Source organism: Nocardia sp. NPDC059228 (assembly GCF_042754245.1).
In the GTDB taxonomy this organism is placed as follows: Bacteria; Actinomycetota; Actinomycetes; order Mycobacteriales; family Mycobacteriaceae; genus Nocardia.
In genome coordinates, this window is record NZ_JBHZAL010000048.1 from 1 (window position 1) to 22,876 (window position 22,876).

Genomic DNA, 22,876 nt, shown 5'->3' on the forward strand with positions numbered 1-22,876 from the left:
CGCTTTCCCTCATCGTGGGGGGGCGGGGGCGGCGGCTCCCGGCTGGCGTACCTCCGTCTATTTTCACCGCGGGGGGGGCTTCCGGGTTCCCCGGGCACCCCCCCCGCGGCGCATTCGACAGGTGTTCGGTTGTGCCGTGCGGTTTTTCAGTAGCCGACGGTGAATCCTCAGTAGCCGACGGTGAACCGGGTCCGATGGTGCGCGGGCTGTTCGATCTCGTCGAGCAGGGCGATGGCCATGTCCTCCATGGAGATCGAGGAATTGCCCTGGTCGTCGGTGAGCAGGTCGTCCCGGCCGAGGCGGTAGGCGCCGGTGCGCTCGCCGGGTTCGAACAGTGCGGCCGGGCTGACATAGGTCCAGTTCACCGCGTGCGGGGTCGTCCGGAACACCTCGAGCTGGCGGCTGCCGCCCTCGGCGATGGGCACCAGCTCGGCCGGGAAGCCCGGCTGCTCGGTGAGGGTCTTGCCGGTTCCCGCGACGGTGAGGCTGCCCGCGCCGCCGATCACCAGCAGCCGAATCCCGCTGTCCGCCAGTCCTTCCAGCAGCGCGGCGGCGACCTCGGCCAGTTCGTGCTCGCGGCCCGGGGCCGGGCGGGTCGCACTGACCACGACATCGCTGCCGGCCGCGGCCTTCTCGACATCGGCGGGATCAGCGGCATTACCGGTCCACACCTCGACCTGCGCGGGCAGCTCCCGCAGCCGCTCGGCGGTGCGAGCGACCGCCCGCACCCGGTGGCCCCGGCTCAGCGCCTCGGCCACGACCCGGCTGCCGGCGTCTCCACTCGCTCCGAACACTGTGATCTGCATGGTCTTTCGCTCCTTATCGAGGGTTCGAATCACGCCGCGACGCGGTTCTTGGGAGTGTCGTCATCGGTCTGCGGCGCGGATTCCGTTGTGCGGGGCGCGGATCCGGTCTGGCCGAGCAGTGTGCCGCCCAGCGCGATGGCCATGCCCAGGATCTGCAGCGGGGCCAGCGCCTGGCCGAGCGCGGCCCAGCCGATGACGGCCGCCGACAGCGGGCTGAGCAGGCCGAGGAAGGCCACCGAGGTGGCATTGGCCTTGGCGATGCCGCGGAACCACAGCGCGTACGCGGCGGCGGTGCCGATCAGGCCGAGGTAGAGGTAGCCGCCGATGGCCCGGCCGTCCAGCGCGGGCGGCGCGCCCTCGGCGATGGCGGCGACCGGCAGCAGCAGGAGTCCGCCGGCGGTGAGCTGCCAGCCCGTCATGGCCAGCGGGCCGATGCCCTCGGGCCGTCCCCAGCGCTTGGTCAGCACCGTGCCCCCCGCCATGGCGATGGCGGCCACCAGCCCCGCGATGATGCCGAGCGTGTCGAGAGTGGCTGTGGCCCTGAGTACTACGAGTGCCACGCCGGCCAGCCCGATCAGCGCCGCTGCCACCTTGCGTACGGTGAGTCGCTCATTGAGCCCGAGTGCGGCGAAACCGACCGCGAACAGCGGCGCGGCCGCGGCGAGCACCGCCGCCACCCCGCCCGGCAGCCGATAGGCGGCCACGAACAACAGCGCGGTGAATACTCCGATGTTCAGCCCGCCCAGCACTAGCGCGCGTGGAATCCATTGCCCGCGCGGCAGTTTCCGCGTGATGGCGAGCAACAGCAGTCCCGCGGGCAGCACCCGCATGAGCGCGGTGAACATGGGCCGCTCGGGCGGCAGGAACGTCGTGGTGACGGCGTAGGTCGACCCCCAGACCAGTGGCGCGAGCCCGGTGAGGGCGAGCGTCCCGGCGAGTCCGGCGGCTCCGGCGCGTGTGGTGGTCATCGATAGCTCCTCATTGATAATCTCAACGTTGAGATAACACCATCCAGATACCTCACCGTCAAGTATCTCAATGTTGAGATTTATTCCGCCCCGAGAGGAGACCGCCGGTGCCCGACGCCGTCGACCAGATCACCGCCGCCTGGCGTCAGCAGCGCCCCGACGTCGACACCTCCCCCATGGAGATCTTCGGCCGCCTCGCCCGCCTGGGCCGCATCATCGACCGCGAGCTCTCCGACTTCTTCCGCACCCACGGCCTGGAACGCTGGGAATTCGACGTCCTCGCCACCCTCCGCCGCTCCGGCAACGAATCCGGCCTCAGCGCAGGCGCTCTCAACAAGGCGGCGATGATCACCTCCGGCGCCATCACCAACCGCATCGACCGCCTGAGCGCCAAAGGCTGGGTCGAACGCGTCCCCGACCCCAAGGACCGCCGAGCCATCCAGGTCCACCTGACCGACTCCGGCCGAGCCCTGATCAACCGAATCCTCCCCTTACACATGGAAAACGAGCAACGCCTCCTGGCCGACCTGTCCCCCACCGACCGCGAAACCCTCATCCCCCTACTCCGCAAGTTCGCCGAATCTCTCGGCGACATCTCTTTGGACTGAAACACGAAAAGGCGGCGCTCCCTTTTCGAGAGCGCCGCCTTCGCGGGTCGAAACAACCTGCCACCGATCACGTTTCGGCCTTGCAGACCGCACAGCCATTCCCAGGCAAGCAGTCAGCTGGCGGAAGCAGGTCCTGGACATCATGGTCGAGCGCTGCGGCAACGAGAATCAACTCGTCCACCCGGAACAACCCGGGCCGCGCCATCCGGCCGGCGAGCGCAGCACCCGTCATCCCAAGTCGCTCCCCCAGGTCCACGTCACTCACCCCCGCCTCCTTCATGGCCCGCCCGACCCGCGCCCCGACACATCTGTCCATCCAGTCCACAAGACCGCCTTCCGCCCCTCGCCCATCGCCACCACCGGCCCCGCCATCGCGGCCAGTGGCAGCATTTGAGCTATTGTTCGAACATGTGTTCTATTATCCGGGGTATCAAGATGAGAGTTCAACGAACTCCGTCCGCACAATCCGTGGGAGACCTCGCACACAGAGCGCAATACAATTGCTCGCGGGAGAGGTGAGAACTCTTGGCCGACAACCTCTTCGGTGACTACATCCGCCAACGCCGCGAGGACGCCTGGCTCACCCGCACCGAACTAGCCAAGAAGGCAAACCTGTCCGTCTCCTTGATCGAAAAAATCGAACTGGGCACCCGCCCACCGACCCTGCACACGTTGCAGATCCTGTTCGACGAGCTGGAGATAGCCCCGATGTACCGCCGCCACATCCTGGCTCTCAGCCTGCCGGGTTTGTTCGGTACCTCTACCGACTCGGAAGCGGCCGACCCCACTCTCGCCGACCGGGCTGATCTGGAAACCCTGCCCGGCCCGGCCAGCCTGTACACGCTGCCGACCTTCACCATCCTTGCGGCCAACACCACACACCGGCGTACCTTCCCAGGTCTGCAGATTGGCATGAGTTTCGTCGAATGGATGTTCCGGCACCCGGCTGCGCGGGAGGTCATGGTCGAATGGCGGGACGAGGCCCACAACCTCCTCCACAGCGTTCGAATGCTCTCTCCCAATTTCACGACGGAGCCGGGAACCGAGGAACTCGTCAGGAATTGCCAAGACGCGCCGGAATGGGAAGAGCTCTGGCACAGCAGACCGCCGACCGGATCGGACCGTAAACAGGTTGCGATCCGCGACCTGGCCGCGAATCGCGTCCAATCGATGCAGGTCCGCGTATACGCACCGGAATTCCCTGGGCGGCGCTGGTGGCTTTGCCGTCTGGTCCGCCCATGAGCACCGCGTTTCCCGGGTCACGGTCGAATCCAGGTCAGGCCAGGTCGAAGTAGACGGTCGTGTCGGTGCTGGAGGCGATGCTGGCCGACGTCGGTGTGCCGGGCTTGTGAGCGGCTCACACCGACTTCGTAGTCCGCGTACCGGCCTGGGCAGAGCTCTTCATCTGCCGACCAAGGTTGACCCGCTGCACCAGCCTGGCGGTGTCCTGCTGATTCAGGTTGTTGAAGTTGTAGACATTCTGTCGGCGGCTCGAGGACGCGAGTTCGGCCGTGCTGACGCTTCCCGGCGCCCATGTGGCCAGCGGTCGCGTGGACGCCGAGAACGGGGTCTGCGGTGTCGAATTCGACATCGGGGCCTCCTAATGCTCTAGATGTTCCAGGCGGGCGTAGATGTCGGCGAGGGCGTCGACGACGGTGCGGTTGTTCAGCTGGGGCCAGCCGGCGTACTGGCCGCTGTCGCGCTGGGCCTGGCCGCACAGCTGTTCGCGGATGTCTTTGACGTCGCTGCTGATCGGGCCGCAGACCGCGGTGATGAGTTCTTTGATTTCGGCGACTTCTGCTGCGCTCATCGGCGCGTCCTCTCCGTCGATGAAAGCCTGGACATCGCGGCGGAATTCGTCCATGCCGATGCCGGCGGGGTCGCTTTTTCCTTCGCTGCTGTACTCGCGGTGGGCTACGCAGTCGGCGGCGGTGCGGTCGATGCGGCGCAGGATGGCGGCGCAGCCGCGTTTGTAGGCGTCGAGCTGAGCTGAGGTCCAATCGGTTCCGTCACCACGGGAGACCGCTTCGATGCCGATCACGTGGTAGTTGGCGTTGTTGGTGGGCCAGCCGGGCCAAGAGCCACGGCCGGCGTGCCAGCAAATGCCCGCGGCGATCACGCGATAGGTGCCGTCGCCTTCCAGAACCAGTTGGGCCAGTGGGCCTTCCAGGTCGGGACGTCCGTACTGGACTGTGCGCCAATCGTCCGGTCCACCGCCCGCGGTGTGGTGGCAGAGCACGCCGCGCAGGTCGGCGAAGTCGCCGTGACCGCGGTCACGCCAGCCCTCGTGTTCGATGACGTGCAGGCCGGCGTCACGGAGCACGTCCGCGAGCCAGATCGGGTCTCCTGTCCATGTCATGTCGTGTTCCTCCGTTACACGACATCGAAGGTGACGTAGGTTCCGGAACCACCCTTCAACGTCGCGGTCACACCCCAGATGCCGGTGGTCGTGTTGGTGACGGCAAGCCACAGACGATCACCGGGCTGCACGGTGATCGGAGTATCGGTGAGGGCGACGAAGGTCGCGCCGGTCGGGAAATCCGCGCCTCTGATCTCGGTGCTGTTCTGCATGAGCGACACATGGAACGCGCCGCCACCTGCAGTTGGGTTCCAGGGCCCGGCCAGGGTCACCGTGCAGCGGGCGATGCCCGCGCCCGAGCTTGCGATGAGGATTTCATCGGCGGCGGAGATGACGGTGTCCGGATACCCGCTGCGTGCGACCCACCCGGACACCTTCAGATTGGCGGTGTCCTTGCCGACGGGAAGATCACCGGTTTTGTCCATGCCCATCGGTGCCAGCACCGCGCCGGGGGCGACCACAATGAAGGCCATCAGATCGTCACTCCCTTGAGGCTCACCTGCAGGCCCTTACCCGCCGGGCTGTCGGCGGTGGTGATATTGACGGTGAGGCGATCGCCCGGGGCGAACGTCCACGGGCTGCCCGGGGTGATGACGGTGTCGGTGTTGTGGGCGGCGGCCGCGATGGTCGCCGAACTGCCTGCGACAGGGTTGTTTCCGCTGCCATTGGTTTTGCGCAATTCCACGACGAGGTTGCCGGTGCCTGCGGTCTCACCGCGGTAGGTGATCGAGGTGATGCTGATCGAGCGCTCGATGCGAAGCCCTTCCGGCATCACGTTTCCGGTACCCGCAGCGCGAGTTCCCGTGTGGGACTTGAACGCGATGTCGTAGATCTGGCCGGCCGCGGTGGGCGGACGCGGATCGCTGAGCCGGGTGTCGGTGGTCGAGACCGTTCCGAGCGCGGTGCGGGCGGCCGCCGCGTCGGTGGCGGTGAGCAGCGAGCGTCCCACCGAGCTTGCATCGGAGAGTTGCGCGGTGGTGTGCGTGTGCGCGGTGGGTGTGCGTGCGTCGGTGAGCCGCGAATCATCGCCCGCGACAGCGGTTGTCGAGGTCGAGCCGATGGTCGGCGGGAAGGTCGCCGGCTTGCCGGTGACACCGGACCAGTCGGTCGCACCGGCCGGGCCTCGGATCACGATGCCCTGTCCGTTGGGAGTCCAGCCACCGGCCGTCGCGCGGTAGACATACAACAGCCCGTCGGCCTTGACGACGTACTGCGCACCGTCTTTCGGCGTGGCAGGCAGCGTGGCGTAGGTGGCTGCCTGGCCGTCGATCTGGATGCCCGCACCGCGCTCTCCGCGCACCACGGCATTGCCGGGGCTGGCGGGCACCGGCGAGACGAGCGTCAGATCGACCAGGCCGGATGCGCCGGTGTCGGGATTGGCGGGGTCCGGGCCGGCCATGTACTCGGGGACGGTGAAGCTGAACGGCTCCAGGGTGACCGGTTCGCCCTCGTACTGGAGCGCGAAAGAGACCCGCCAGGTCCATTGGTTCGGATTGGTGTCGGCGTTCGGTGCGACCAGCCGGATGCCGCGCCGACCCCGCCAGGTGAGGTAACCGAGTTCATCCAGTTCGCACACGTAGTGGTCGGGCAACTGGACATAGGTGGCCGGCGCGGGTTGCGCGGCGGCAACCAGTACCTTCGGCGCCTCCGCGGTGAAAGTGACGGTACCTGCGAGGGGCGGGAACTCGGGGAGATCGTCGTTTCCGGAGCCTGGGGCGGTATAGGGGCCATGGGCGATGTTCACGAGGAAGCGCCCGACGACCTTGCCGTACTTCAGTGGGGCCAGATCAGCCATCGATCAATGCCTTTCGAACAGCGGGCAGCCACGAGAGGGGCATGCCGGAGAGCGAGAGCGGCTCCGCCGCGGAGCCGCGCTGGATGTCAGCGCGTCTGAGCGCCATGTGTGCGGATCTACTCGGCCGCAGCCGTGCCGCCCGCGGGCGGTTCCGCGGGCTGCCGGTAGACCCAGAGCAGCCGATCGTTCTTCATATAGGCGACGGCACCGGGCAGCCCGGAGACACCGCGGACGGTGTTACCCGAATCCGCCCCGGGCGCCAGCGGGAGAGAATCGATCCGAAGCTTGCGGAGTTCGTCCGCGGTAGTGGTCGTTTCGCCGGGGTGGCTCCAGTAGGTGACGAGCCTGCCGAATTCGGTGCTGGTCCAGATCAGTTCGCTGTCCTTCGGTACCAGAATGTCCGTCCACTCCGATCCGACGTCGACCTGGAGTCGGAAGATGGTCGTCATGACACCTGCCCCGCGTAGACGATCAGCTGTGCGCCGGTGTTGTCGACGGAGAACGACTGGTTGCCCTTGGTGCGCTTGGCGATCACGTAGAGCGTGACGGTTTGGTTGGGCTGCACCACACCGAAATTCGCCGTGGGTGAGAGCGGGTACTCGAATCTCGGGCCGATCAGCACCCAATCCCAGTTGCTCATGTCGTAGCCGTAGCCGTAACCGACGAGCTCGCCCGACGGGCCGCCGATACGCACTTCGACATCGGTGCGGGTGCCGTAGCCGTTGCCGTTCGATGACAAGACCCGGACCGAACCGCGCACTTGCGGGCGCCAGGCCGTCGGCTGCCCCGGAATGGTGATAGTGGCGATCACCTTCTGATCGTTGAGGTTCGAGCCGCCGCTGAATTGGCTCTTGCCGATCGCCCACGGCCCGCCGAGTTTCGGGTTGGGGGCCGGGACGAACTTGCCGAGGGCTGCGTTCCATTCGAGAACGTAGTCCTGGGCAACCGGATGATCGGTGTCGATGAGGACATCGGCCGCGTTCTGGATGCGGCCGGCGGCGCCCGGGTCGCCGGGATCACCCTGGACGCCCCGGGGGAAGGTGACTTCGAGATTCTGGCCGGGTGTGGTTCCGGTGATCCGTGCCGAGGCGGAGGATCCGGGTGCACCGGCGATGGCGGTGCCGGTCAGCACATTCGCCGGGCCGGCTTTGCCCGGTCGGCCGAACGCGTTGGCGAATGCGATGAAATCGAGGCCGGTCCAGTAGTAGACGGCGTTCTCCGACACCACTCGCCAAGCACTGCGGGCATCGGCGGTGGTCAGGTTCAGTGTCTTCAATGCCGCGACATCGGCGACGTCGCCGCGCCACTGCCAGGGCCAGGCTGGATCGCCGTCGGGTCCGGGCTCACCGGCGGGCCCTTCGCGTAGCTCGATGAGCGCTTCGCGATCGACCAGTTCCAGCGGATTCACCGTGTACGGCAGGCCGACCGAGTCGGAGACACCGCGCATGGTGATCATGATGTTCTCGTCGTAAGCGGTCTGTAGTTCGTCGGTCATGCTGTTCTCCACGCTCACGAGGCCGTCACCGGACGGGCCCAGCACACGATGTGCGAGTTGTCCTGGCGGTAGGAATAGTTGGAGTCGCCCCGGTTTCGCCGCAGCACCACGTACAACGTGACCGCCCGGCCAGCCTGCACGACGCCGACCGAGCTGTCGGGAGTCATCGTCCGAGTGCCGTAGTAAGGCTGGAAGGAGCAGAATCCATCGGCGCCGAACGGGAATCCGGCGCCGAGCGCGACGATCTGCCCGGACGCGGAGTCGATGCGAACCTCGGCGTCGACGCGGGTGTTGAAGCTGCCGATCGTTTCGTCGGTGAAGATCAGGGTGCCGCCCGCGATCACCGGCCGCCAATCGACGTCCTGGGCGGGAATCTTCAGCTGCGCCACAGTATTCGGTGAGGTGCCGACCTTGGTCTGCGAGGCAGCGAAGCCCGGACCGCCGTCCCATGCCAGTGCGCCCGTGATCGACCACGGGCCTCGCAGACCGGGATTGGGGCGGGGCGCCCACAGCTGAGTGGTCGTATTCCACACCGGGACCGCGCCATCGACGTGCGGACCGTCGGCATAGTCGGGCGCCTGCCGGATCGGGCCGGGGCCGCCCGCGGCTCCCTTGATTCCCTTGACTCCTTGCGGGACGGTCAGATTCAGTACCAGGTTCGGGCGTGTTCCGGTCACGGTCACCACCAGATCGGAATTCACCGGACCGGTCGCGACCGTGCCGATCGTGACATTGCACGGTGCCCCGACCGGTCCGGCGCCGCCGAACGCGTCGATGAAGGAGTCGAAACTCGTTCCGTTCCAGTACATCAGCGTGTTCGTTTCGAGTACGCGCCACGCCTTACCCGCATGGGCGGTGTTCAACTTCGCCGACAGCGCCGCCAGCGCGGCCCGGTCGGCGATATCGCCTTCCCAGCGGAACGTGGCGGCCGGCTCACCCTGCGGTCCCACCCGACCGGGCATGCCGGTCATCAGTTCGAGAGAACCATCGCGCGGGGTTCCGTGCAGCGCCTGCACGACCCCCGCCGTTCCGACGCCCTCGTCGATCCCGCGAATGAGCGTGGACTCGAAATATTCTCCTACGGTTGACATGTCACCTCATTCAGATGGGCTGGGCGTGGACGACGAGCGACGCTTGGGTGCGTGAGAAGCCGATCTTCCCGCTGCCGTTTCCCACGCGGTTCAGGCTGACCACGAAGGTGGCCGGCTGTCCTGCGGGCAGCGTCGCGAAGTTCGAACTGGGCGACAGCGTCGGCACCGAATCCTCGTCGCGGTAGGCGGTGATCAACGGCAGGTACAGATACCCACCGGAACACGGACGGGTGGCGGCCACGATCACGCCGTCGGAGCTGCCCAGCCGCACGGTCGCATCCACCGCCGAGCTCGCCCCGTACAGGTAGACATGCCCCTGCACCACCGGCCGCCACCCGAACGACAGCGCGGGAACGGTGAACGTACCGACGGTCAGCTGCGGCGCGTCGACCTCCTGATCCGCCACGAAGTCCTCCTGGAACCAGGACCAGGGGCCGACACCCATCGGCGGCGGGAGCGGCCGGAACTTCTGCGTGGGACGGTGATAGGCGAACACGTAGTTCGAACCGGGACTGGTCGAGCGGTCGTAGTCCGGCGAATCGACGATCCTGCCCGAGACGCCCGCGGGCCCCGTGGGCCCGGCCAGACCGGCCGGTGCGGTGACCTTCACCTGCTGATTCGCGCCCTTGCCGACGAAATCCAGAGCCGGGACGGTCAATTCTGCTTTGTGCAGGGTCGGGGCGACATCGAGCGTATTGGCCTCAGCGAGCGGTCCCTGCGGACCCACCGCGTGCGGCGAGTGCACCCACTGCGCACCGTCCCACACGTCCATGCCGTCGTCGTCGAGTCGATGCCACCACTTGCCGCGGTCGTCGGCGCCGAGTCCACCCGGGCGCGCCGCGGCGGTGGGGATTTCACCCATCTTTCGAAAGGTGCTGCGCGGGCGGCCTTTCGGGCCGGTTGCGCCGGCCGGACCGGGAGGCAGCGCCAGGTCCGCCACGTCGTCGGAGAGCGCTACTTTCGCGTTCAGTACCGGCAGGCCATCGGCGTCCGGCTGCCGGGCAATGGTGATTCGGGCGGGAAAACTGATGTCCGCCATGGTGTTTCCTCCCAGCGAGGTTAGAAGATGAGCAGGTCCAGATCCGCGCCGACGTCGGTGGACAGATCCTTGATGGCCGCCGCGAAGCGGCCGAGGCGCTGCCAGGCCTTGACGACCGAGTCCTCTTCGTCGGATCCGTCGCCGACGGTGATCTGCCAGACGGCCGGCGTCTGCCGATCGTCGGTGAAGGTCAGTTCGGTCACATAGTCGGTGAACACGTGCTCGCCGACCGCGAAGCCGATCTGATCGCCGAGCCCGAAGTCCCTGCCCAGCAGGTAGGGGGCGTTGTCCTCGATGGTCACCTTGTGGCTGGTGTAGCCGCGAGTGAGGTGCAGGCCCTGGCGCGCGGCGACCAGGCCGTCGAGGTTGAAGGCCTTGTCGCTGCCGGTGATGTACAACTCACGGAAGGCGTAAGGCCCGGCCCGGCGGGCTCGTTCCATGTCGCGGTACACCATCCAGGCCAGGAAGACGTCGTTGAGCTGACCGCGATACAGCCACCCGAACCCGATCAGCGACAGCAGGCCCTTGATGACGACTTCGATGCCGGCGTTCACCCAGCCGGGGGACCGGCCGCCGATGATGACGTCGGTCGCCGTCGGCTTGTGCAGCGCGATCTCGGAGGCGCCGATTCCCGAGTACTCGCCTTCGAAGTACCAGACCCAGGGGAAGTTCCTGGTGGTGCCGAACTTGCCCGGCTGCCCGTAGACGGCCTCGTACTCGGTGGTGGAGTCGAGGTTCGGGTAGCGCATCGGCGTGGTGCCGTCGTCGGCGAATTCCTCTATCCAGGACTTGATTCCGTCCAGGAGCGTACCGGTGTTGCCGGTCACGCCGGACTTGTCGACCGTGTCGATCACGACGGTCGGCTTCTCCAGGTAGAAGTACTGCGGTGCGGGCTGTTCGTCCTCCTCGGGCAGGAAGAACCGCGCGGTCAGCATGACACCGGAGTCCTCCAGCATCGGCTGGAACAGCTTGTCCGCCATGTCGAATCGCGCGGAGGCCGCACTCCAGCGACTGGTGTCGTGCAGAGGGTCGACCGGAACGACGGCGATCGGGAAGAGGGTATTGCCCGCATTCCACTTTGGGGTGTCCGGTCCGTCCGCGGGGGCCCATCCCGGTGCCTGCAACCGCATCAGGTTCATCGACAGGTAGGTGGTCACCAGTGTCCGGACCGGGCCGAACAGGATGTGATGCCGGGGGAACTGTGCCAGTACCGGCGCGAACGGCGACGCCCAGCAGCAGATGGTGGCGATGTGGTTCCAGGCGTGGATGGCCTCGATATCGACGGTTTCGACGCCGTTCTCGTCCCGGACGATCGACGCCTTGGTGATGTATCCGTCCCACCGGAAACCCTTGGTGTTCACCGTGATAGGAATGGTGGCGTCTTCACCGTCCGGGTTGTTGAACAGGTGGTCGAAGTGCACCATGTCGCGCGGGCAGATCATCTTCAAGCCGCCGGCGGAGTTACGCGGATAGGTGAACTGCAGCGACAGGTAGCTGTGCTCCTCCCCCACTTCTTCCATGAACTTGTTCCAATAGCGAACCAGCACATCGGGATTGCGTGCCTGCTCCTGATCTACCTGGAACTGCTCGTCCATCCGGCGTGCTTCGTCGTACGGATCCCAGGTGCCCGCGGTCATCAGAACGGCCTCGAGGATCGGGGGGTGACCGAGGCGATGATGCTGGAGGCGGTGGTGCCGCCCTCGACCTGCACGGTGATCTCGGTGGAACTCCACGGGTCCATCGACTGCATCCAGCGGCGGCCCCTGAGCTGCGCCCACACATTGACCGGTTTCACACCCGAGCTGTCGTAGACCGTCGCGGTCCGGTGCCGCGGATGGGTGTCGATCCGCAGGGTCTGAGTGGCGGTCAGCGTCGGCGTCTGCACCATTCGTGGCAGATCACCCGGAACTGGGTCCAGGATCGACCACTTTCCGGGGCCGTTCATGGTGTAGCGCGGCCATACCGGCTGATCGGCGGCATTGCGCAACCGCACGATGCCCTGACCTACGCCCGCCGTATTGGTCCAGACCGAGTTCTCGTCGAAGTGCCGCTCGAGCGGATCCATCGCGGTGGCCGACATCTTGTAGACCGCCATGGCATTTCGGGCCGGGTCCACCTCACCGACCGGTTCCGGCGCCGCGTCCAGCTGCGCCTGCTGGAATCGCCAGCCCTGGTGGCGCGTGTAATAGCCAACCGTCACCGGCTTGTCCGTGGACCAGCCTCGAAACCAGGCATCGTGCACGGCGTGGAAGTCCCGGATCGGGTCCACCCCAGCGTCTTTGGCCGAGGTCGAGATGACGACCAGGAAGTCCCACTCCTTCTTCGAGCGGACCGACCGCACGAAGGTGGCACCGTCTTGACGCGCGCCTTCCGACACCAGCAGCTGAACCGGCGCGAACATGAAGCCGGTCTGCTGGGACAAGCGCACACCCTCCCGCCCGGAGTTCACTCCGGACAGGTGCCACACTCGTCCGTTGACATCCCACACGACCACCTTCGTGCCGTGGGTTTCCAAAAGTTGGTGGCTCATCGCCCGAAACCTCCTCCGCGTTGCTGCGCCACAGCCCGGCGCCGACGGACCCGCTCCACCGCGATCGACGCACTCTTCGGGTCCATGCCGTTGAAGTTGTAGATATCGCCACGGACGGTGTGCCCGCCCGGGCCCTCAGCCAGATCGGTGAGACCGAAACCGGTGCCCACCAGCTCTTTCACCGCATTGCCCGCCCACTCGATGGGGCGGGTGAATTCCTCGGCGAGCGAGCCGCCGATCATCGAACCCACGAACTGGCCGATGATCGGACCCAGCGCAGCCGCGGGGCCGAGGAACGGCGCGGCCAGGGTTCCGAGGAAATTGCCCGCGAGACTGCCCAGGGTCGAACCGGCGCCCGAGATCGCTCCGGTCAGGCCGCCGAGCAGACCGTGCTGCTGCAGGCCCTGGACTCCGGATTCGAAAGCGGCGACGCCGACCTGTTGTTCGTTGGTCACCTGGTTCGCGGACGACGATCCCGAGGTTCCCTTGGGACTCCATTCGATACCGGTCGCCTGGCTGAGCCAGCGACCGATCGTGTCGGTCCAGTTGTGATTGGGGTCGGCATTGCTGTAGGCCTGTCCGATCGGGGCCATGAGGTCTTGGGCTAACTGGCCCAACGTGTCCGGAGCTTGATCCCCCAGCACCGGGGAGAGCAGCGTGCCCAGGTCTCGACCGACCTTGTTGGCGGCCAACGACACCAGATCGGTGAAATTGCCTTCGCTGGGGTTGTACTGGTGAATGTCGTCCTGAAGGGTTTGCGCGTCACCGTTCGCCGTCTTGCCGGTCAGGGCATCGAGCCAGGTCAGGCCCTTCGGCGTCCGCACGTACCGCTTGGGGATGTTGGGGTCGTCCTTCACGAAGGCCTGGACCTGCATGCCGGGAGTCTTGGCAATGTTCACTTCCGGTGCCAGGTACGCCCAGCCCGAGGACAGGGTGCCGTCCTCGCTACCGGACAGGTACTCCCAATGCGCCTGGGTATTGGTATTACCGCCAGCGGGGCTGCCGCCACTGGGCGAGCCCGCCGGGCCGGAGTTGTTGACAACGCTGCCGCCACCATTGGCATCTGGAGTCGGTTCCGGTGCGGAACCGCCTTCGCTGTAGTTCGCTCCCGCTCCGCCCGGTGCGGCTCCCGCCGCTCCCCCGGTACCGGTCACAGAACTCGTCTGTCCGCCACCGAGTCCGGCCTGTACGGTGAGTGACGTACTCAGCTGGCTACCGAACTGCGATCCGATCAATCGGCCCAGCTGCTCGCCGACTACCGGTGCGAGTTCTCCGGCCGGACCGAGGGCGGGTGCGATGGCCGAACCCAGAACCTCGCCCAGCCGGCTACCCGCCGCAGTGGCCGCACCGCTGATCCCAGAGCTGAGAGCAGCTGCGAGAGAACCCAATTCGCCGGTTCCGCTCCCGGCTGGACTCGGCTGTCCGGCACCGAGATTCCCCAGCGTGGCAGAGGGTGTGGCTTGCATGGATGCCGTCATGGGCACCGCGGATCGGGAGTCTGTCAGGCCTTGATCGCTCCGCACCGTCGTGGACGCGGCCGAACCAGGCCTGGGGGCGAGCAATCCGCCCCGTCCGAACATGGGAGCGAGGGCCGATCCCAGCGCGGCGCCGGCCCAGGATGCCGCGTCGACCGCGGCATTGCCCAGGCCGCCCAGCGTGTCCGCGATGACTCCCTGGCCGAGGAGATCACGCCATTGGCTGGGGTTGCCGGGCGCGGCGGTGCGGCTCGGGTCGGCGCCCGCGAGACTCGGCAGCATGCCCGCCAGGAAGTCCACGGAGGGCACCCAACCGGAGTTGATCGCCTCGAGCAGCGACAGCGCCTGCGCGGTCGCATCGGCATTGACCACGTACTCGCCACGAGAAGCCGCGAGATGAACCAAGTCGGACGACGGGCCGCCGGAGCCTGTGACCAGGCCTCCGCCGGCAACCGTATCGCCCGGCTTGAAGACCATGCCCCCGCGCGCACGCCGAACCGGGTTCTGCCTGTCGAAGACCGAATCATCCTGGTCCTCAGAATCTTCCGATCGGTCGGTCGACCGCCCTCCTCGCTTGGCGGGGTTGAGCAGCGTGGTCTTGGCACTGAATTTGACGATCCGCGTCTCGGTCTCGTCGCCCTTCGAGTTGTCCCGGAGCAGGTTCAGCGCTTGCGTCGCGACCCGGTCCGCGAAGAAGTTCGGCACGTGGCCGAGCACTTCTTCGAACGCGTGGGCCAGCGCGGCGAACGGGCCGGACCTGCCGACGAGGGAGTTCGGTGCGCCGGAACCGTTGTCGGAGACGAGAATCGGATCCTGGTCGGGAAGCGTGACGAGGGAGGTTCCCGGAGTGGGGCCTCCTTCCCACAGGGCGCCGCTGGGGAGCGTGATCCGCTTCCCGGGAGCCGGCTGCCCGCTGGTCGTCATCGCGAGAATGTCCGGCAGTGTCATCGCCGGTGGGCGTTGCTTGTCCACAATTCACATCCAATTTCTGGGCCGATTGCGCCCGAGCTCGCCCACCGGCGAGGAATTACTCACTCCAGCCGAGGAATTCGTTGATCCGGTCGACGCCCATCGCGGTCCCCACGCGTTCACGGCCGGACTCGAGCCCGGGCCGTTGAATCGGCTCGGGACGATTGCGCCCGTGCCGGGCGTCGTCGCTCTTGGACCACACCAGCCAGCGCAGGCAGTCGGCCATCTCCGCGAGCAGATACTGATCGAGCTGCCAGCGGTGGGTTTCGGGGTGCATGGTGCGCATCAATGCCGAGTCGGGCGGCAGGAATTTGACTATGGCCTTCAGGTCGCCCCAGCTCAGCGCTTCACCGCTGAGCTGACGCAACCGCAGGCCGAGGGCAATCAGGTCGTATTCGATTGCCTCGGAATGCTCTTCGAGAAGGGCATCGAGGCTCAGGATTCCCCCAAGCTGATCCCCGAGTGCGCGCGCCAGGCCTCCAACATCTCGTGGTAGGCATCCGGATCCATATCGTCCAGGGCCGCAAGCGCTTCGGGAGAGACCGCCAACTCCAGCAGGGTGTACATCGCGTCCACGTCGCCCAGGCGGCGGATCCGGCGGACCAGACCCGGCTTGAGGTAGGTCAGCGACGGCAGCTCGATGTCGATACCCTCGACCTGGTAGTGGAAGTTGTCCTTCACCTTCACCGGCGTGGTGATCGCAATAGGGGCTTTCGGGGAAGTCATTGGTACGCAGACCCTTTCGTTGAGTATTGATGGTTTTGCGGTTACAGGGGCGTTGCTTCGGGTGGCCCAACGGCGGCGGCGGGCCTGCGCATAGGTTGGAATTACCGCCGCCGTTGGGGGCTTTCACAGGACGGCCTGAGCCGTCATCGGACAGGGTTCAACCCCGAGCTACACGGGGTCACACTCCGTCATGATGTTTCGACGGTGAAATACCGTCGGAATCAGCCGGCCTCGATAATCAGGCAGCCTTGATGCCGTCGTCCAGGTAGCGGTACGCCTTCACACCGGCGTCGTCCTTGAAGGCCTCGACGGTGATAGTGAAACCGGCCAGGGCGTTCGACACGAACTTCTTCTCGGTGACCGAGGTGATCTTGGCGTTCGGCAGCACGATGCGCAGCTTCTTGTCCTCGGTGACCATGTCGAAGATCCACGAGTGACGCGGCAGCGGGGTACCGGTCTCCTTGACCTGGTACAGCGCACCGGAGGTGGAGGTGGCGGCGGTCGGAACGACATTGCCCGCGCCGAAGACCTCGCTCAGCACGTCCTTGTCCCACACCGCATACAGGGTCAGACCGAAACGCACCGAGTGCTCGGTCTGCAGCTGCGCGATGATGTCCGCGTTCCAGTCCTTCACGGACTCGATCTTGCGCTCACCCATCGATTCGATACCGTCCTCGGACACATAGCCGAGCGCCTTGAACGCGGGATCGATGGAGCCAGCCGCAGCGGTCGGCAGCGCGGTAGCCAGCGGCGCCACCAGAACACCGCCGGTAACGGCGATGTTCGGAGTGCCGGCGCCAATGTACTTGCTGGAAGGCAGAGCCATTTTCGTTATCTCCCTTGGGATTTGCGCAGGCCCTAGGGATTGGATATTCATTTGTGACTGCCACTTACACGCAGTCAGGCGAGAACTTTGCCCCGCACAATCAAGTCGGTGACAATCGTGTACCGCGGAGCGGCAGTCACCGGATCAGTATCATTCTCTTCGCCGACATCCTCGACGTAGTCGCACCAGACGGTGCCGATATACCCGGGTGCGGCAGCATTAATAATGCCGCGCACCTTCGAAGCCAATTCCACAGCGTCGCCAGAATCATCGAAACACTCGAATACGACGCGGGGGCGATCAAGGATCCTGTTGGCGCCACGACGGCTCGGATAATCCTCAAGATCCAACAGATACTTGCGATCGTTACGCGAGACTCGAACCATTCGCGAGGGCCGCGGCTCAGGAGTCCTGGTTGCAACAGTTACGGAACTCGAAGGCTCGATGAGCCGAGAGGTAAGAAAATCCACTAAGGCCGCTTCGATACTGGAGAAAATGATCTGCTCATCCAAAACAGGAATACCTTTCAATCGATGCCGATATGAACTGTCGATCATCAATCAGAATATCGCCCCTTAGATAGGAAATCCGTCGAGCCAGTTGCCGGTCAGTAAATGCCGGGGCATATAGCTGGATTCGACTCGAACCGGAATCTCCATATCATATGCAATGCAAGCGATCGCCAAAGGCGCAAGTGCCACGCTGCCTGCAACATCCACGAGGCGATCAACATCTGATGTCCAATACACTTTATGTAGTTCAATGGCGTCTTTGAGTGCGGCATTGAAAGAGTCTTCACTCTTGAACACAAGCGAATAGAAGAGATTTATAGGAGGGTACAGGACGGTCTGTAGAAGCCCTTCCGGTGCAACCTTTACAACCTCTGCATACGAGGACTCTATCGAACACTTCAGTTTTTGAAACAATCCATCGCGCTGGAGCCAGAAAATCTGCAGGACATCCATCCAAAGAAATAGAAATTCATCTGCAACACTACTGGATCGAAGGCTGCCCGATGGGATGTCGCAAAGCTTGGCCATACGCGCTTGATCCCGACATATTACAGCGAGATAGAAGGAATTCAGCCAATTGTCCACATTAGCGAAACTATTAGGTCCAATTCTCGACAGCAAGCGCGACTTCTGTGAAATTAGAGATTCGACAGGGCCATCGTCGATGCCGGAAATGGCAAACATAGCGGTGCCTAGTTGCATCGCTATAGCAAACGACTCGCAAGTTTCAAAGTATTCCGCATCCTGGTCCACCCAACAATTAGTTTGCATTGCCAGAAGCGCAGTACCGAAGGCAAGCCCGATCGACTGAGGCATATCTTCGAGCGAGTCTATAAACATGGCCAGGTCTGATTGGACTTCCCTTGCTCGCACTAGATCGGCATTTGTCGGACTTCCATGACGGGTGATGACTACGGTCACGGGGTGCCGCCTTTACTGAGGTCGAAGTTCCGGGCAATGTAGCCATCATACAGGCCAATCCTCTTCCCACTTGAGTCGACAAAAGTAGCACTCTTACCCCGGACCTCGATATACATTATTCGATTCTCTCCGAATGCCTTGTATAGCGCACGAGCAACCCGGGCCGCCTCTCCGCGACTTTTCAGCATCGCTAGCAGAATGCTGAAGAAATACTGTTGAGTTCCCTCGAGAGCCTTCTTCCCATTCGGCAAAGCGCGTTCATTCAAGCTTGTGTACCTATCAGCCTTCGCTTCGACAACCATATATACCCCGTCTGGGAAATGGAGAATGTCATCGAACCTATCGTTGCCGTTGCCTGGCCCTTCGACCTCTACTCGCTTGCCGCCTGGGAAATTCTCAGGCTGTACCACTTCGCGCCAAACAGTCTCACCATAGATCTCAGAATTCTTGGTGGCTACATGATGCGCCGCCTTATAGTCGGCCGTTACCAGATCCAATTCTTTTTTATTCTTAGACGTTGGATTGTTCTCGTAGAGGTCTCTGGCCTTGAGCTTGAGATTTTTGTATTCGATAGATTTATCAACCGCGGTCCGCCTGTCGCTAGCAAACGGATCCATGATGTCCATAGTCTCCAAACTAGAATCTCTGCGTTCTCGATGGATTTCAAGCGAACCGTAGTGTGGCCTAAACGCAGGAGCCTTCTTACTAGCCAGATCCCAAACGCCGGCAGATACTTCAACAAGATGTGGAGGGGTTGTACCAGTGTGGTCGCGGACTTCGGTAAGCTTGCGCTGGCCGTTCTTTCTATAATAGGCATTCCGATAACCCGGATAAGTGTTCGCAAGCCAGACCTGGTACTCATCTACGGAATTGAAGTCGGCCGGTGTTTTCTTGATATCCGCTGGGACGTTCCACTGGGGTGACGTGGAGCGCCGAGAAGAACCTGATCGCGGCACTGACGAACCGCCTCGGTTACGCTGTTCAAATAGTCTTCCTTCCAGCCAGTTTCTAGATGCTGAGCCAGGTAAGGCATCGAATGGGCCTCCAGCGCCCACGCGGACCAACCCTCCGGTTGGAGGCGGACCATTGGACAGATCTTTTACAAATCTCTCGATCCACGCGTCGAGCTTGATGATTCCGGTGATGTTCCCCTCGGCGACTTCAGGTCGCTGGTTTCGAGTACGCGAAGGTCGCCCACTGTCGTCCAACCAAGCTTGCCGAGGCAAGTACTCAGTTCTACCGCTCTCCGACTGCAACCTCTCGAGCAATTCGGCTCGATTTGTACGGAAAGACTCCAGCGCTTGAGACATTGTTCGGGCTGCGGAAGCGCTGTTCAGCTGAACTGCTTTCGCAACTGCACGTGCTGAATCGACCATCTGTGAGCGCATCGCGTCTCGGAGTGCAGAGTCGGCGATTGATGAACGCCGAATTGCATGAACTGCTGCGTTCGTCAGCTCTGCGGCCTTCGCTGCGGTCGAAATGCTGGTCTTTGTTGCGGTGCCGAGCCCTCGGCCGATTCCTTTTGTTGGTAGGAGCAAGGTGAGAGCGCCGAAGGTCAGTTCGCCGGCTGTCTTTGAGGGGTGCTCTGTGGCGCCGCGGAGATCGGTCATCAGGAAGAACTGCGACCGGGTGTTGATGCTGTCGAAGGCGGCTTCTTGCCAGACGCGGACTACGGCGTCGGCGAAGCTGGTTTTTCCGCTGAGCCAGTCGCCAGTTGCTTTGCCTGCTGATATTGCTGTTTTGAAGTCGGCGGCGGTTGTGTCGAAGACGCCTTTGAGGATTCCGGTTGTCATGCCGTAGGCGAGCCCCGTCACGGGGTCCAGGCGCATGCCGATGTTCGCGAAGGGAATCTTTTGCGTCGGCAGCCTCGAGTCCCAGCCCATCAACGTGGCGATGTCGTTGTACTGGTTGCTGAAACCAGTCATGGAACTGAGGCCAAGCGCGAGGCCTCGTCCCTTTTCGAAGCCTGCATCCCAGGCGTTGCCTGCGGCATCCTTCAACTTCTGGCCGAAGGAGCGGGTGTCGACTTTCGGGGACTCGTCGTAATCCTCGTGGGATCCGTCCGGGTTCCAGACGGTGTATCGCCAGATGTCCTTGATCTGGATTTTTGTGCCGTCGGGCTGGTTGAAGGTGGTGGAGCCGTCGGTGTTTCGGGTGTAGTCGATCCACTTGCCGTTGTCGCCGAGGGCCCAGTCTCTGAGGGGGTTTCCCTTCAGGTCGAATCTGGTGATGTGGAGGGTTTTTCCACGGAAGTCCTGGGTTACTTCGAGTGAACCGGTGTCGTTCGGCGTGATGGTGACCATCCGCGCTTGGACGTCGTTGGAGAGGGTGCCGCTGACCTGCCCGGTGCGGGTGATGTGCAGGTTCTGGGAGGTGCGGGTGCTGTCCATTCCGGAGACGTCGACGCTGTGATCAGGGTTGTAGTTGCGTCTGAGGCCGTCGGTGCCGAGGTACCAGCCGGTCATATCCGGGCGGATTTCGCCCACCTGCTCGGTGTACGGGTTGCCCATCTCGTCGTGGTAGGTGCGGAAGATTTGTTGGAACTTGTCCTGGGTGAGGACCGTGACTTCCTGTTCACCGTTGTCCAGATAGGATGTGCCCCAGGTGTTTCCGGTTCGCATGTCGAGGTTGACCGAGGTTCGGCCGCCGTCGATGAGATCGGAGAGGATCGACGGGTTCGCCGGGTCGTCGCCGTCGGCCATCGTGTATTGGAGGATGTGACCTGGTGCGGCGCCGTTGGTTCCGGGCGAGTACGAGACCGACATGACGCCGCCGGCGTTCATCCACATCGTGTAGCCGCCCATGCCGTTGGCGACGCGGCGCAGGGTGACGGTTTTGCCGTCGGGCTTTTCGATGACCGAATCGACGGTCTGGCCTCCGGTTCCGGCAACGATCGTGTTGGTGATCTTGCCGAGGTTGGGATCCTGCACCACCCACGGTTGGCCTTCACCCTGATTCGGCGGTGCGCTGTTGCCGATGTCGAACATGGTCGGCCCGGTGTATGTGGCTTCCTTGAGCACGGGCTCGGGATCCGGTGTAGCCGTGGGCGCAACGCTGCTAGGTTGCGCGGTAACACCCGGTTGAGGGTGTGTCGGCGGCGCGGGTGCCGGCGGCTGGGGCTGTGTGGTGACGCCCGGTTGAGGGTGCGTCGGTGTCGTGGGCTGGGGGCGGGTTCCCTGGCCAGGGTTCGGCACCGTTCCGGGTCCGCCGTTACGGTATCCGTCGTTGCCGAGGTTCGAGAATGCGTCGGGATCGGCGACGAACGCGGAGCCTGGTAGGACTACGTCGGGAGCTTGGGTGCGTGTGTCGGAGAGCAGCGTGTTGACGCTGTGGATCCGTGCCAGTCGCTGGGCAGCGTCAGCGGGTGATTTGACCGGAATGTCGTAAGTGCGGCCGCTGCTGGTTGTTTCGGTCGGAGTGATCGGCATGATCACTCCTGACGGGTGTGCCGGGCTTGTTCGATGCGCTGGCGGAGCTGGTCGACGAGGGTGGCGTAGGCGTCGGTTTTGGTGGGGGCTTCGGCGGCCAGGCCGCGGGGGTGGGTGGCTACCCAGAGGCCCTCGTCGGTTTTGGTGACCTGGATGTCTTCGAGGTTGTAGAAGTCTTCGGGGTCGGGGGCGGGCCAGTTGCCGGCGGCGTCCTTGGTGATGTGGATGCCGGTGTCGAAGACGCCGGGCTGGCCGCCGGGGGTGGCGGTCCAGCGGATTTCCTCGAGTTCGGGGTGGACTCGGACGCCTCGCTGGACGAGGTATTCGGCTACTCGGACAGCCTGTTTGATGCTGGTTACCGTGGGTTCGGCGAGTTTTCGGCCGACTTCGCTGCGCCATTCGGGGAGGTGGATGACGGAGAGTTCTTCGGCGAGCGCCTTGACCTCGGGGGACGGTTCGTCAGTCTGGCGGGACTCGGTGAGCTTGCCGGAGAGGGACTGCTGGATGAGGGCGAGGAATTCGGGGGTGACCAGCTGGCCGGTATCGGTTTTCACGTACTCGGAAGGGGGCTGGTGGTTGCCGAAGCGGATGGATTCGACGACTTCCTTGTCTGGCATCGGATTCAGGACCTTCCGGGACGAGGGCATGGCAAAACCCCGGGCCCATTCCGGGCTCGGGATCGGTGGGTGGGACGGGTCCCGCCCCGGAGTGGGGAGGGCCGGGGACGGGACCCTTTGCGCCCCTTCGGCATAACGAACGGGGTCTGCTACTGCGGGCTATCTGCGGAAGACGGGTGCACCGGAAATGGGCGGAGTATCAGCCCTTGACGATCGCGTCGGTGTAATGGACGTACGCCCACGCGAAGGTGGACTGGTGAGCTTTGACCCCACTGCTCGGCATCCCGTGCCGCCGCAATAACGCGCGTGGTGTGGCGCGTATGCCACTGTTGCCTCGACAACTCCCTGTTGTCGGGGCACGCGGTCTAACTAACCGGTAGAACCTTCTTGGCACGGTAAACCGTGTTGTACCAACCGAACGGGGTATGAACCACACCGAGCGGATGATTCTGCAGTCCGGAATCCAAATCGATGTCCGGAGGCAGCCACTCGGGGTAGCGCTTCACATCGATCCGGTAAACCTCCCCGAGGTTGTCCGGGTCGTAGCGGACGAAGGCGGTAATCGATCCTTGATCGCCTTTGGGTTCAAAACGCCAAATGTCGATGAATCCAGCACAGAAGAACTGGTCGTTCAGCATCGACACGTTGACTTCCATGATGCGGCCTGGAAGCAAGTGACACCCCTTTCTAGTTGGAGAGTGCCCCGATACT

The 22,876-nt window shown here is 64.1% G+C and carries 24 protein-coding genes; 2 read left to right on the top strand and 22 right to left on the bottom strand.

The features are described from left to right. Window positions 1-167: 167 nt before the first annotated feature. Together ACFXKA_RS38655 and ACFXKA_RS38660 are read right to left on the bottom strand one after the other, a co-directional pair. Window positions 168-806, bottom strand: a complete 639-nt coding sequence (locus ACFXKA_RS38655; RefSeq protein ID WP_379431226.1) for an NAD(P)-dependent oxidoreductase — start codon at window positions 804-806, stop codon at window positions 168-170. Window positions 807-835: 29 nt separating this feature from the next. Continuing rightward, complete coding sequence (locus ACFXKA_RS38660; protein WP_379431227.1) at window positions 836-1,774, bottom strand: EamA family transporter; 939 nt, start codon at window positions 1,772-1,774, stop codon at window positions 836-838. A gap of 107 nt (window positions 1,775-1,881) precedes the next feature. On the opposite strand from ACFXKA_RS38660, the gene ACFXKA_RS38665 reads away from it, so the two are divergent. Further along, window positions 1,882-2,382 carry a MarR family winged helix-turn-helix transcriptional regulator gene (locus ACFXKA_RS38665; RefSeq protein ID WP_379431228.1) on the top strand — a complete coding sequence of 167 codons (501 nt, stop codon included), beginning with the start codon at window positions 1,882-1,884 and terminating at the stop codon, window positions 2,380-2,382. Between the two features lie 67 nt (window positions 2,383-2,449). On the opposite strand, the gene ACFXKA_RS38670 is transcribed toward ACFXKA_RS38665, so the two are convergent. Then, window positions 2,450-2,647 (bottom strand): hypothetical protein, encoded by a 198-nt coding sequence (locus ACFXKA_RS38670; RefSeq protein ID WP_379431229.1) that lies wholly within the window; start codon window positions 2,645-2,647, stop codon window positions 2,450-2,452. 260 nt (window positions 2,648-2,907) lie between these two features. On the opposite strand from ACFXKA_RS38670, the gene ACFXKA_RS38675 reads away from it, so the two are divergent. After that, a complete protein-coding gene (locus ACFXKA_RS38675; protein WP_379431230.1) occupies window positions 2,908-3,624 on the top strand; it encodes a helix-turn-helix domain-containing protein in 717 nt (238 codons plus the stop codon). 115 nt (window positions 3,625-3,739) lie between these two features. Here ACFXKA_RS38675 and ACFXKA_RS38680 read toward each other — a convergent pair whose 3' ends face one another. From ACFXKA_RS38680 to ACFXKA_RS38770, 19 genes are all read right to left on the bottom strand, one after another. Then, window positions 3,740-3,973 (bottom strand): hypothetical protein, encoded by a 234-nt coding sequence (locus ACFXKA_RS38680; protein ID WP_379431231.1) that lies wholly within the window; start codon window positions 3,971-3,973, stop codon window positions 3,740-3,742. A gap of 9 nt (window positions 3,974-3,982) precedes the next feature. Beyond that, a complete protein-coding gene (locus ACFXKA_RS38685) occupies window positions 3,983-4,741 on the bottom strand; it encodes an N-acetylmuramoyl-L-alanine amidase (RefSeq protein WP_379431232.1) in 759 nt (252 codons plus the stop codon). Between the two features lie 14 nt (window positions 4,742-4,755). Beyond that, the gene (locus ACFXKA_RS38690) at window positions 4,756-5,214 is read right to left on the bottom strand and encodes a hypothetical protein (protein ID WP_379431233.1); all 459 of its coding nucleotides are present in this window, start codon (window positions 5,212-5,214) and stop codon (window positions 4,756-4,758) included. Further along, window positions 5,214-6,536: a hypothetical protein gene (locus ACFXKA_RS38695; protein WP_379431234.1), complete on the bottom strand. Its 1,323-nt coding sequence runs from the start codon at window positions 6,534-6,536 to the stop codon at window positions 5,214-5,216. Before ACFXKA_RS38695 ends, ACFXKA_RS38690 begins: the two co-directional genes overlap by 1 nt. A gap of 116 nt (window positions 6,537-6,652) precedes the next feature. Further along, window positions 6,653-6,985 carry a hypothetical protein gene (locus tag ACFXKA_RS38700; protein ID WP_379431235.1) on the bottom strand — a complete coding sequence of 111 codons (333 nt, stop codon included), beginning with the start codon at window positions 6,983-6,985 and terminating at the stop codon, window positions 6,653-6,655. Beyond that, a complete protein-coding gene (locus ACFXKA_RS38705) occupies window positions 6,982-8,031 on the bottom strand; it encodes a hypothetical protein (RefSeq protein ID WP_379431236.1) in 1,050 nt (349 codons plus the stop codon). Before ACFXKA_RS38705 ends, ACFXKA_RS38700 begins: the two co-directional genes overlap by 4 nt. Before the next feature lie 14 nt (window positions 8,032-8,045). Continuing rightward, window positions 8,046-9,122, bottom strand: a complete 1,077-nt coding sequence (locus ACFXKA_RS38710; protein WP_379431237.1) for a hypothetical protein — start codon at window positions 9,120-9,122, stop codon at window positions 8,046-8,048. 10 nt (window positions 9,123-9,132) lie between these two features. After that, window positions 9,133-10,161: a hypothetical protein gene (locus tag ACFXKA_RS38715; RefSeq protein ID WP_379431238.1), complete on the bottom strand. Its 1,029-nt coding sequence runs from the start codon at window positions 10,159-10,161 to the stop codon at window positions 9,133-9,135. A gap of 20 nt (window positions 10,162-10,181) precedes the next feature. Next, window positions 10,182-11,798 (bottom strand): phage tail protein, encoded by a 1,617-nt coding sequence (locus tag ACFXKA_RS38720; protein ID WP_379431239.1) that lies wholly within the window; start codon window positions 11,796-11,798, stop codon window positions 10,182-10,184. Continuing rightward, the gene (locus ACFXKA_RS38725; protein WP_379431240.1) at window positions 11,798-12,691 is read right to left on the bottom strand and encodes a phage tail protein; all 894 of its coding nucleotides are present in this window, start codon (window positions 12,689-12,691) and stop codon (window positions 11,798-11,800) included. The genes ACFXKA_RS38720 and ACFXKA_RS38725 overlap by 1 nt, the downstream gene beginning before the upstream one ends. After that, window positions 12,688-15,090 carry a hypothetical protein gene (locus ACFXKA_RS38730; RefSeq protein ID WP_379431241.1) on the bottom strand — a complete coding sequence of 801 codons (2,403 nt, stop codon included), beginning with the start codon at window positions 15,088-15,090 and terminating at the stop codon, window positions 12,688-12,690. Before ACFXKA_RS38730 ends, ACFXKA_RS38725 begins: the two co-directional genes overlap by 4 nt. Window positions 15,091-15,193: 103 nt before the next feature. Beyond that, on the bottom strand, window positions 15,194-15,502 hold the full coding sequence (locus ACFXKA_RS38735) for a DUF5361 domain-containing protein (protein WP_379431242.1): 309 nt from the start codon (window positions 15,500-15,502) through the stop codon (window positions 15,194-15,196). 68 nt (window positions 15,503-15,570) lie between these two features. Continuing rightward, on the bottom strand, window positions 15,571-15,861 hold the full coding sequence (locus ACFXKA_RS38740) for a hypothetical protein (RefSeq protein ID WP_379431243.1): 291 nt from the start codon (window positions 15,859-15,861) through the stop codon (window positions 15,571-15,573). A 238-nt stretch (window positions 15,862-16,099) separates the two neighbouring features. Continuing rightward, window positions 16,100-16,687: a hypothetical protein gene (locus tag ACFXKA_RS38745; protein WP_379431244.1), complete on the bottom strand. Its 588-nt coding sequence runs from the start codon at window positions 16,685-16,687 to the stop codon at window positions 16,100-16,102. A gap of 74 nt (window positions 16,688-16,761) precedes the next feature. Then, window positions 16,762-17,244 carry a hypothetical protein gene (locus tag ACFXKA_RS38750; protein WP_379431245.1) on the bottom strand — a complete coding sequence of 161 codons (483 nt, stop codon included), beginning with the start codon at window positions 17,242-17,244 and terminating at the stop codon, window positions 16,762-16,764. An 18-nt stretch (window positions 17,245-17,262) separates the two neighbouring features. Then, complete coding sequence (locus ACFXKA_RS38755; protein WP_379431246.1) at window positions 17,263-18,120, bottom strand: immunity 49 family protein; 858 nt, start codon at window positions 18,118-18,120, stop codon at window positions 17,263-17,265. Then, the gene (locus tag ACFXKA_RS38760) at window positions 18,117-21,548 is read right to left on the bottom strand and encodes a hypothetical protein (protein WP_379431247.1); all 3,432 of its coding nucleotides are present in this window, start codon (window positions 21,546-21,548) and stop codon (window positions 18,117-18,119) included. The genes ACFXKA_RS38755 and ACFXKA_RS38760 overlap by 4 nt, the downstream gene beginning before the upstream one ends. A 2-nt stretch (window positions 21,549-21,550) precedes the next feature. Then, window positions 21,551-22,165, bottom strand: coding sequence for a hypothetical protein (locus tag ACFXKA_RS38765; RefSeq protein WP_379431248.1), 615 nt, complete (start codon window positions 22,163-22,165; stop codon window positions 21,551-21,553). A 365-nt stretch (window positions 22,166-22,530) separates the two neighbouring features. Next, window positions 22,531-22,821 carry a hypothetical protein gene (locus ACFXKA_RS38770; RefSeq protein WP_379431249.1) on the bottom strand — a complete coding sequence of 97 codons (291 nt, stop codon included), beginning with the start codon at window positions 22,819-22,821 and terminating at the stop codon, window positions 22,531-22,533. Window positions 22,822-22,876 lie beyond the last annotated feature (55 nt).

Coding starts and splice junctions, on each gene's coding strand:
- ACFXKA_RS38750 (WP_379431245.1), bottom strand. CDS start 17,244: ATGATCGACAGTTCATATCGGCATCGATTGAAAGGTATTCCTGTTTTG.
- ACFXKA_RS38695 (WP_379431234.1), bottom strand. CDS start 6,536: ATGGCTGATCTGGCCCCACTGAAGTACGGCAAGGTCGTCGGGCGCTTC.
- ACFXKA_RS38720 (WP_379431239.1), bottom strand. CDS start 11,798: ATGACCGCGGGCACCTGGGATCCGTACGACGAAGCACGCCGGATGGAC.
- ACFXKA_RS38730 (WP_379431241.1), bottom strand. CDS start 15,090: ATGACGACCAGCGGGCAGCCGGCTCCCGGGAAGCGGATCACGCTCCCC.
- ACFXKA_RS38770 (WP_379431249.1), bottom strand. CDS start 22,821: ATGGAAGTCAACGTGTCGATGCTGAACGACCAGTTCTTCTGTGCTGGA.
- ACFXKA_RS38745 (WP_379431244.1), bottom strand. CDS start 16,687: ATGGCTCTGCCTTCCAGCAAGTACATTGGCGCCGGCACTCCGAACATC.
- ACFXKA_RS38690 (WP_379431233.1), bottom strand. CDS start 5,214: ATGGCCTTCATTGTGGTCGCCCCCGGCGCGGTGCTGGCACCGATGGGC.
- ACFXKA_RS38705 (WP_379431236.1), bottom strand. CDS start 8,031: ATGACCGACGAACTACAGACCGCTTACGACGAGAACATCATGATCACC.
- ACFXKA_RS38740 (WP_379431243.1), bottom strand. CDS start 15,861: ATGACTTCCCCGAAAGCCCCTATTGCGATCACCACGCCGGTGAAGGTG.
- ACFXKA_RS38765 (WP_379431248.1), bottom strand. CDS start 22,165: ATGCCAGACAAGGAAGTCGTCGAATCCATCCGCTTCGGCAACCACCAG.
- ACFXKA_RS38685 (WP_379431232.1), bottom strand. CDS start 4,741: ATGACATGGACAGGAGACCCGATCTGGCTCGCGGACGTGCTCCGTGAC.
- ACFXKA_RS38760 (WP_379431247.1), bottom strand. CDS start 21,548: ATGCCGATCACTCCGACCGAAACAACCAGCAGCGGCCGCACTTACGAC.
- ACFXKA_RS38725 (WP_379431240.1), bottom strand. CDS start 12,691: ATGAGCCACCAACTTTTGGAAACCCACGGCACGAAGGTGGTCGTGTGG.
- ACFXKA_RS38710 (WP_379431237.1), bottom strand. CDS start 9,122: ATGTCAACCGTAGGAGAATATTTCGAGTCCACGCTCATTCGCGGGATC.
- ACFXKA_RS38700 (WP_379431235.1), bottom strand. CDS start 6,985: ATGACGACCATCTTCCGACTCCAGGTCGACGTCGGATCGGAGTGGACG.
- ACFXKA_RS38655 (WP_379431226.1), bottom strand. CDS start 806: ATGCAGATCACAGTGTTCGGAGCGAGTGGAGACGCCGGCAGCCGGGTC.
- ACFXKA_RS38680 (WP_379431231.1), bottom strand. CDS start 3,973: ATGTCGAATTCGACACCGCAGACCCCGTTCTCGGCGTCCACGCGACCG.
- ACFXKA_RS38660 (WP_379431227.1), bottom strand. CDS start 1,774: ATGACCACCACACGCGCCGGAGCCGCCGGACTCGCCGGGACGCTCGCC.
- ACFXKA_RS38715 (WP_379431238.1), bottom strand. CDS start 10,161: ATGGCGGACATCAGTTTTCCCGCCCGAATCACCATTGCCCGGCAGCCG.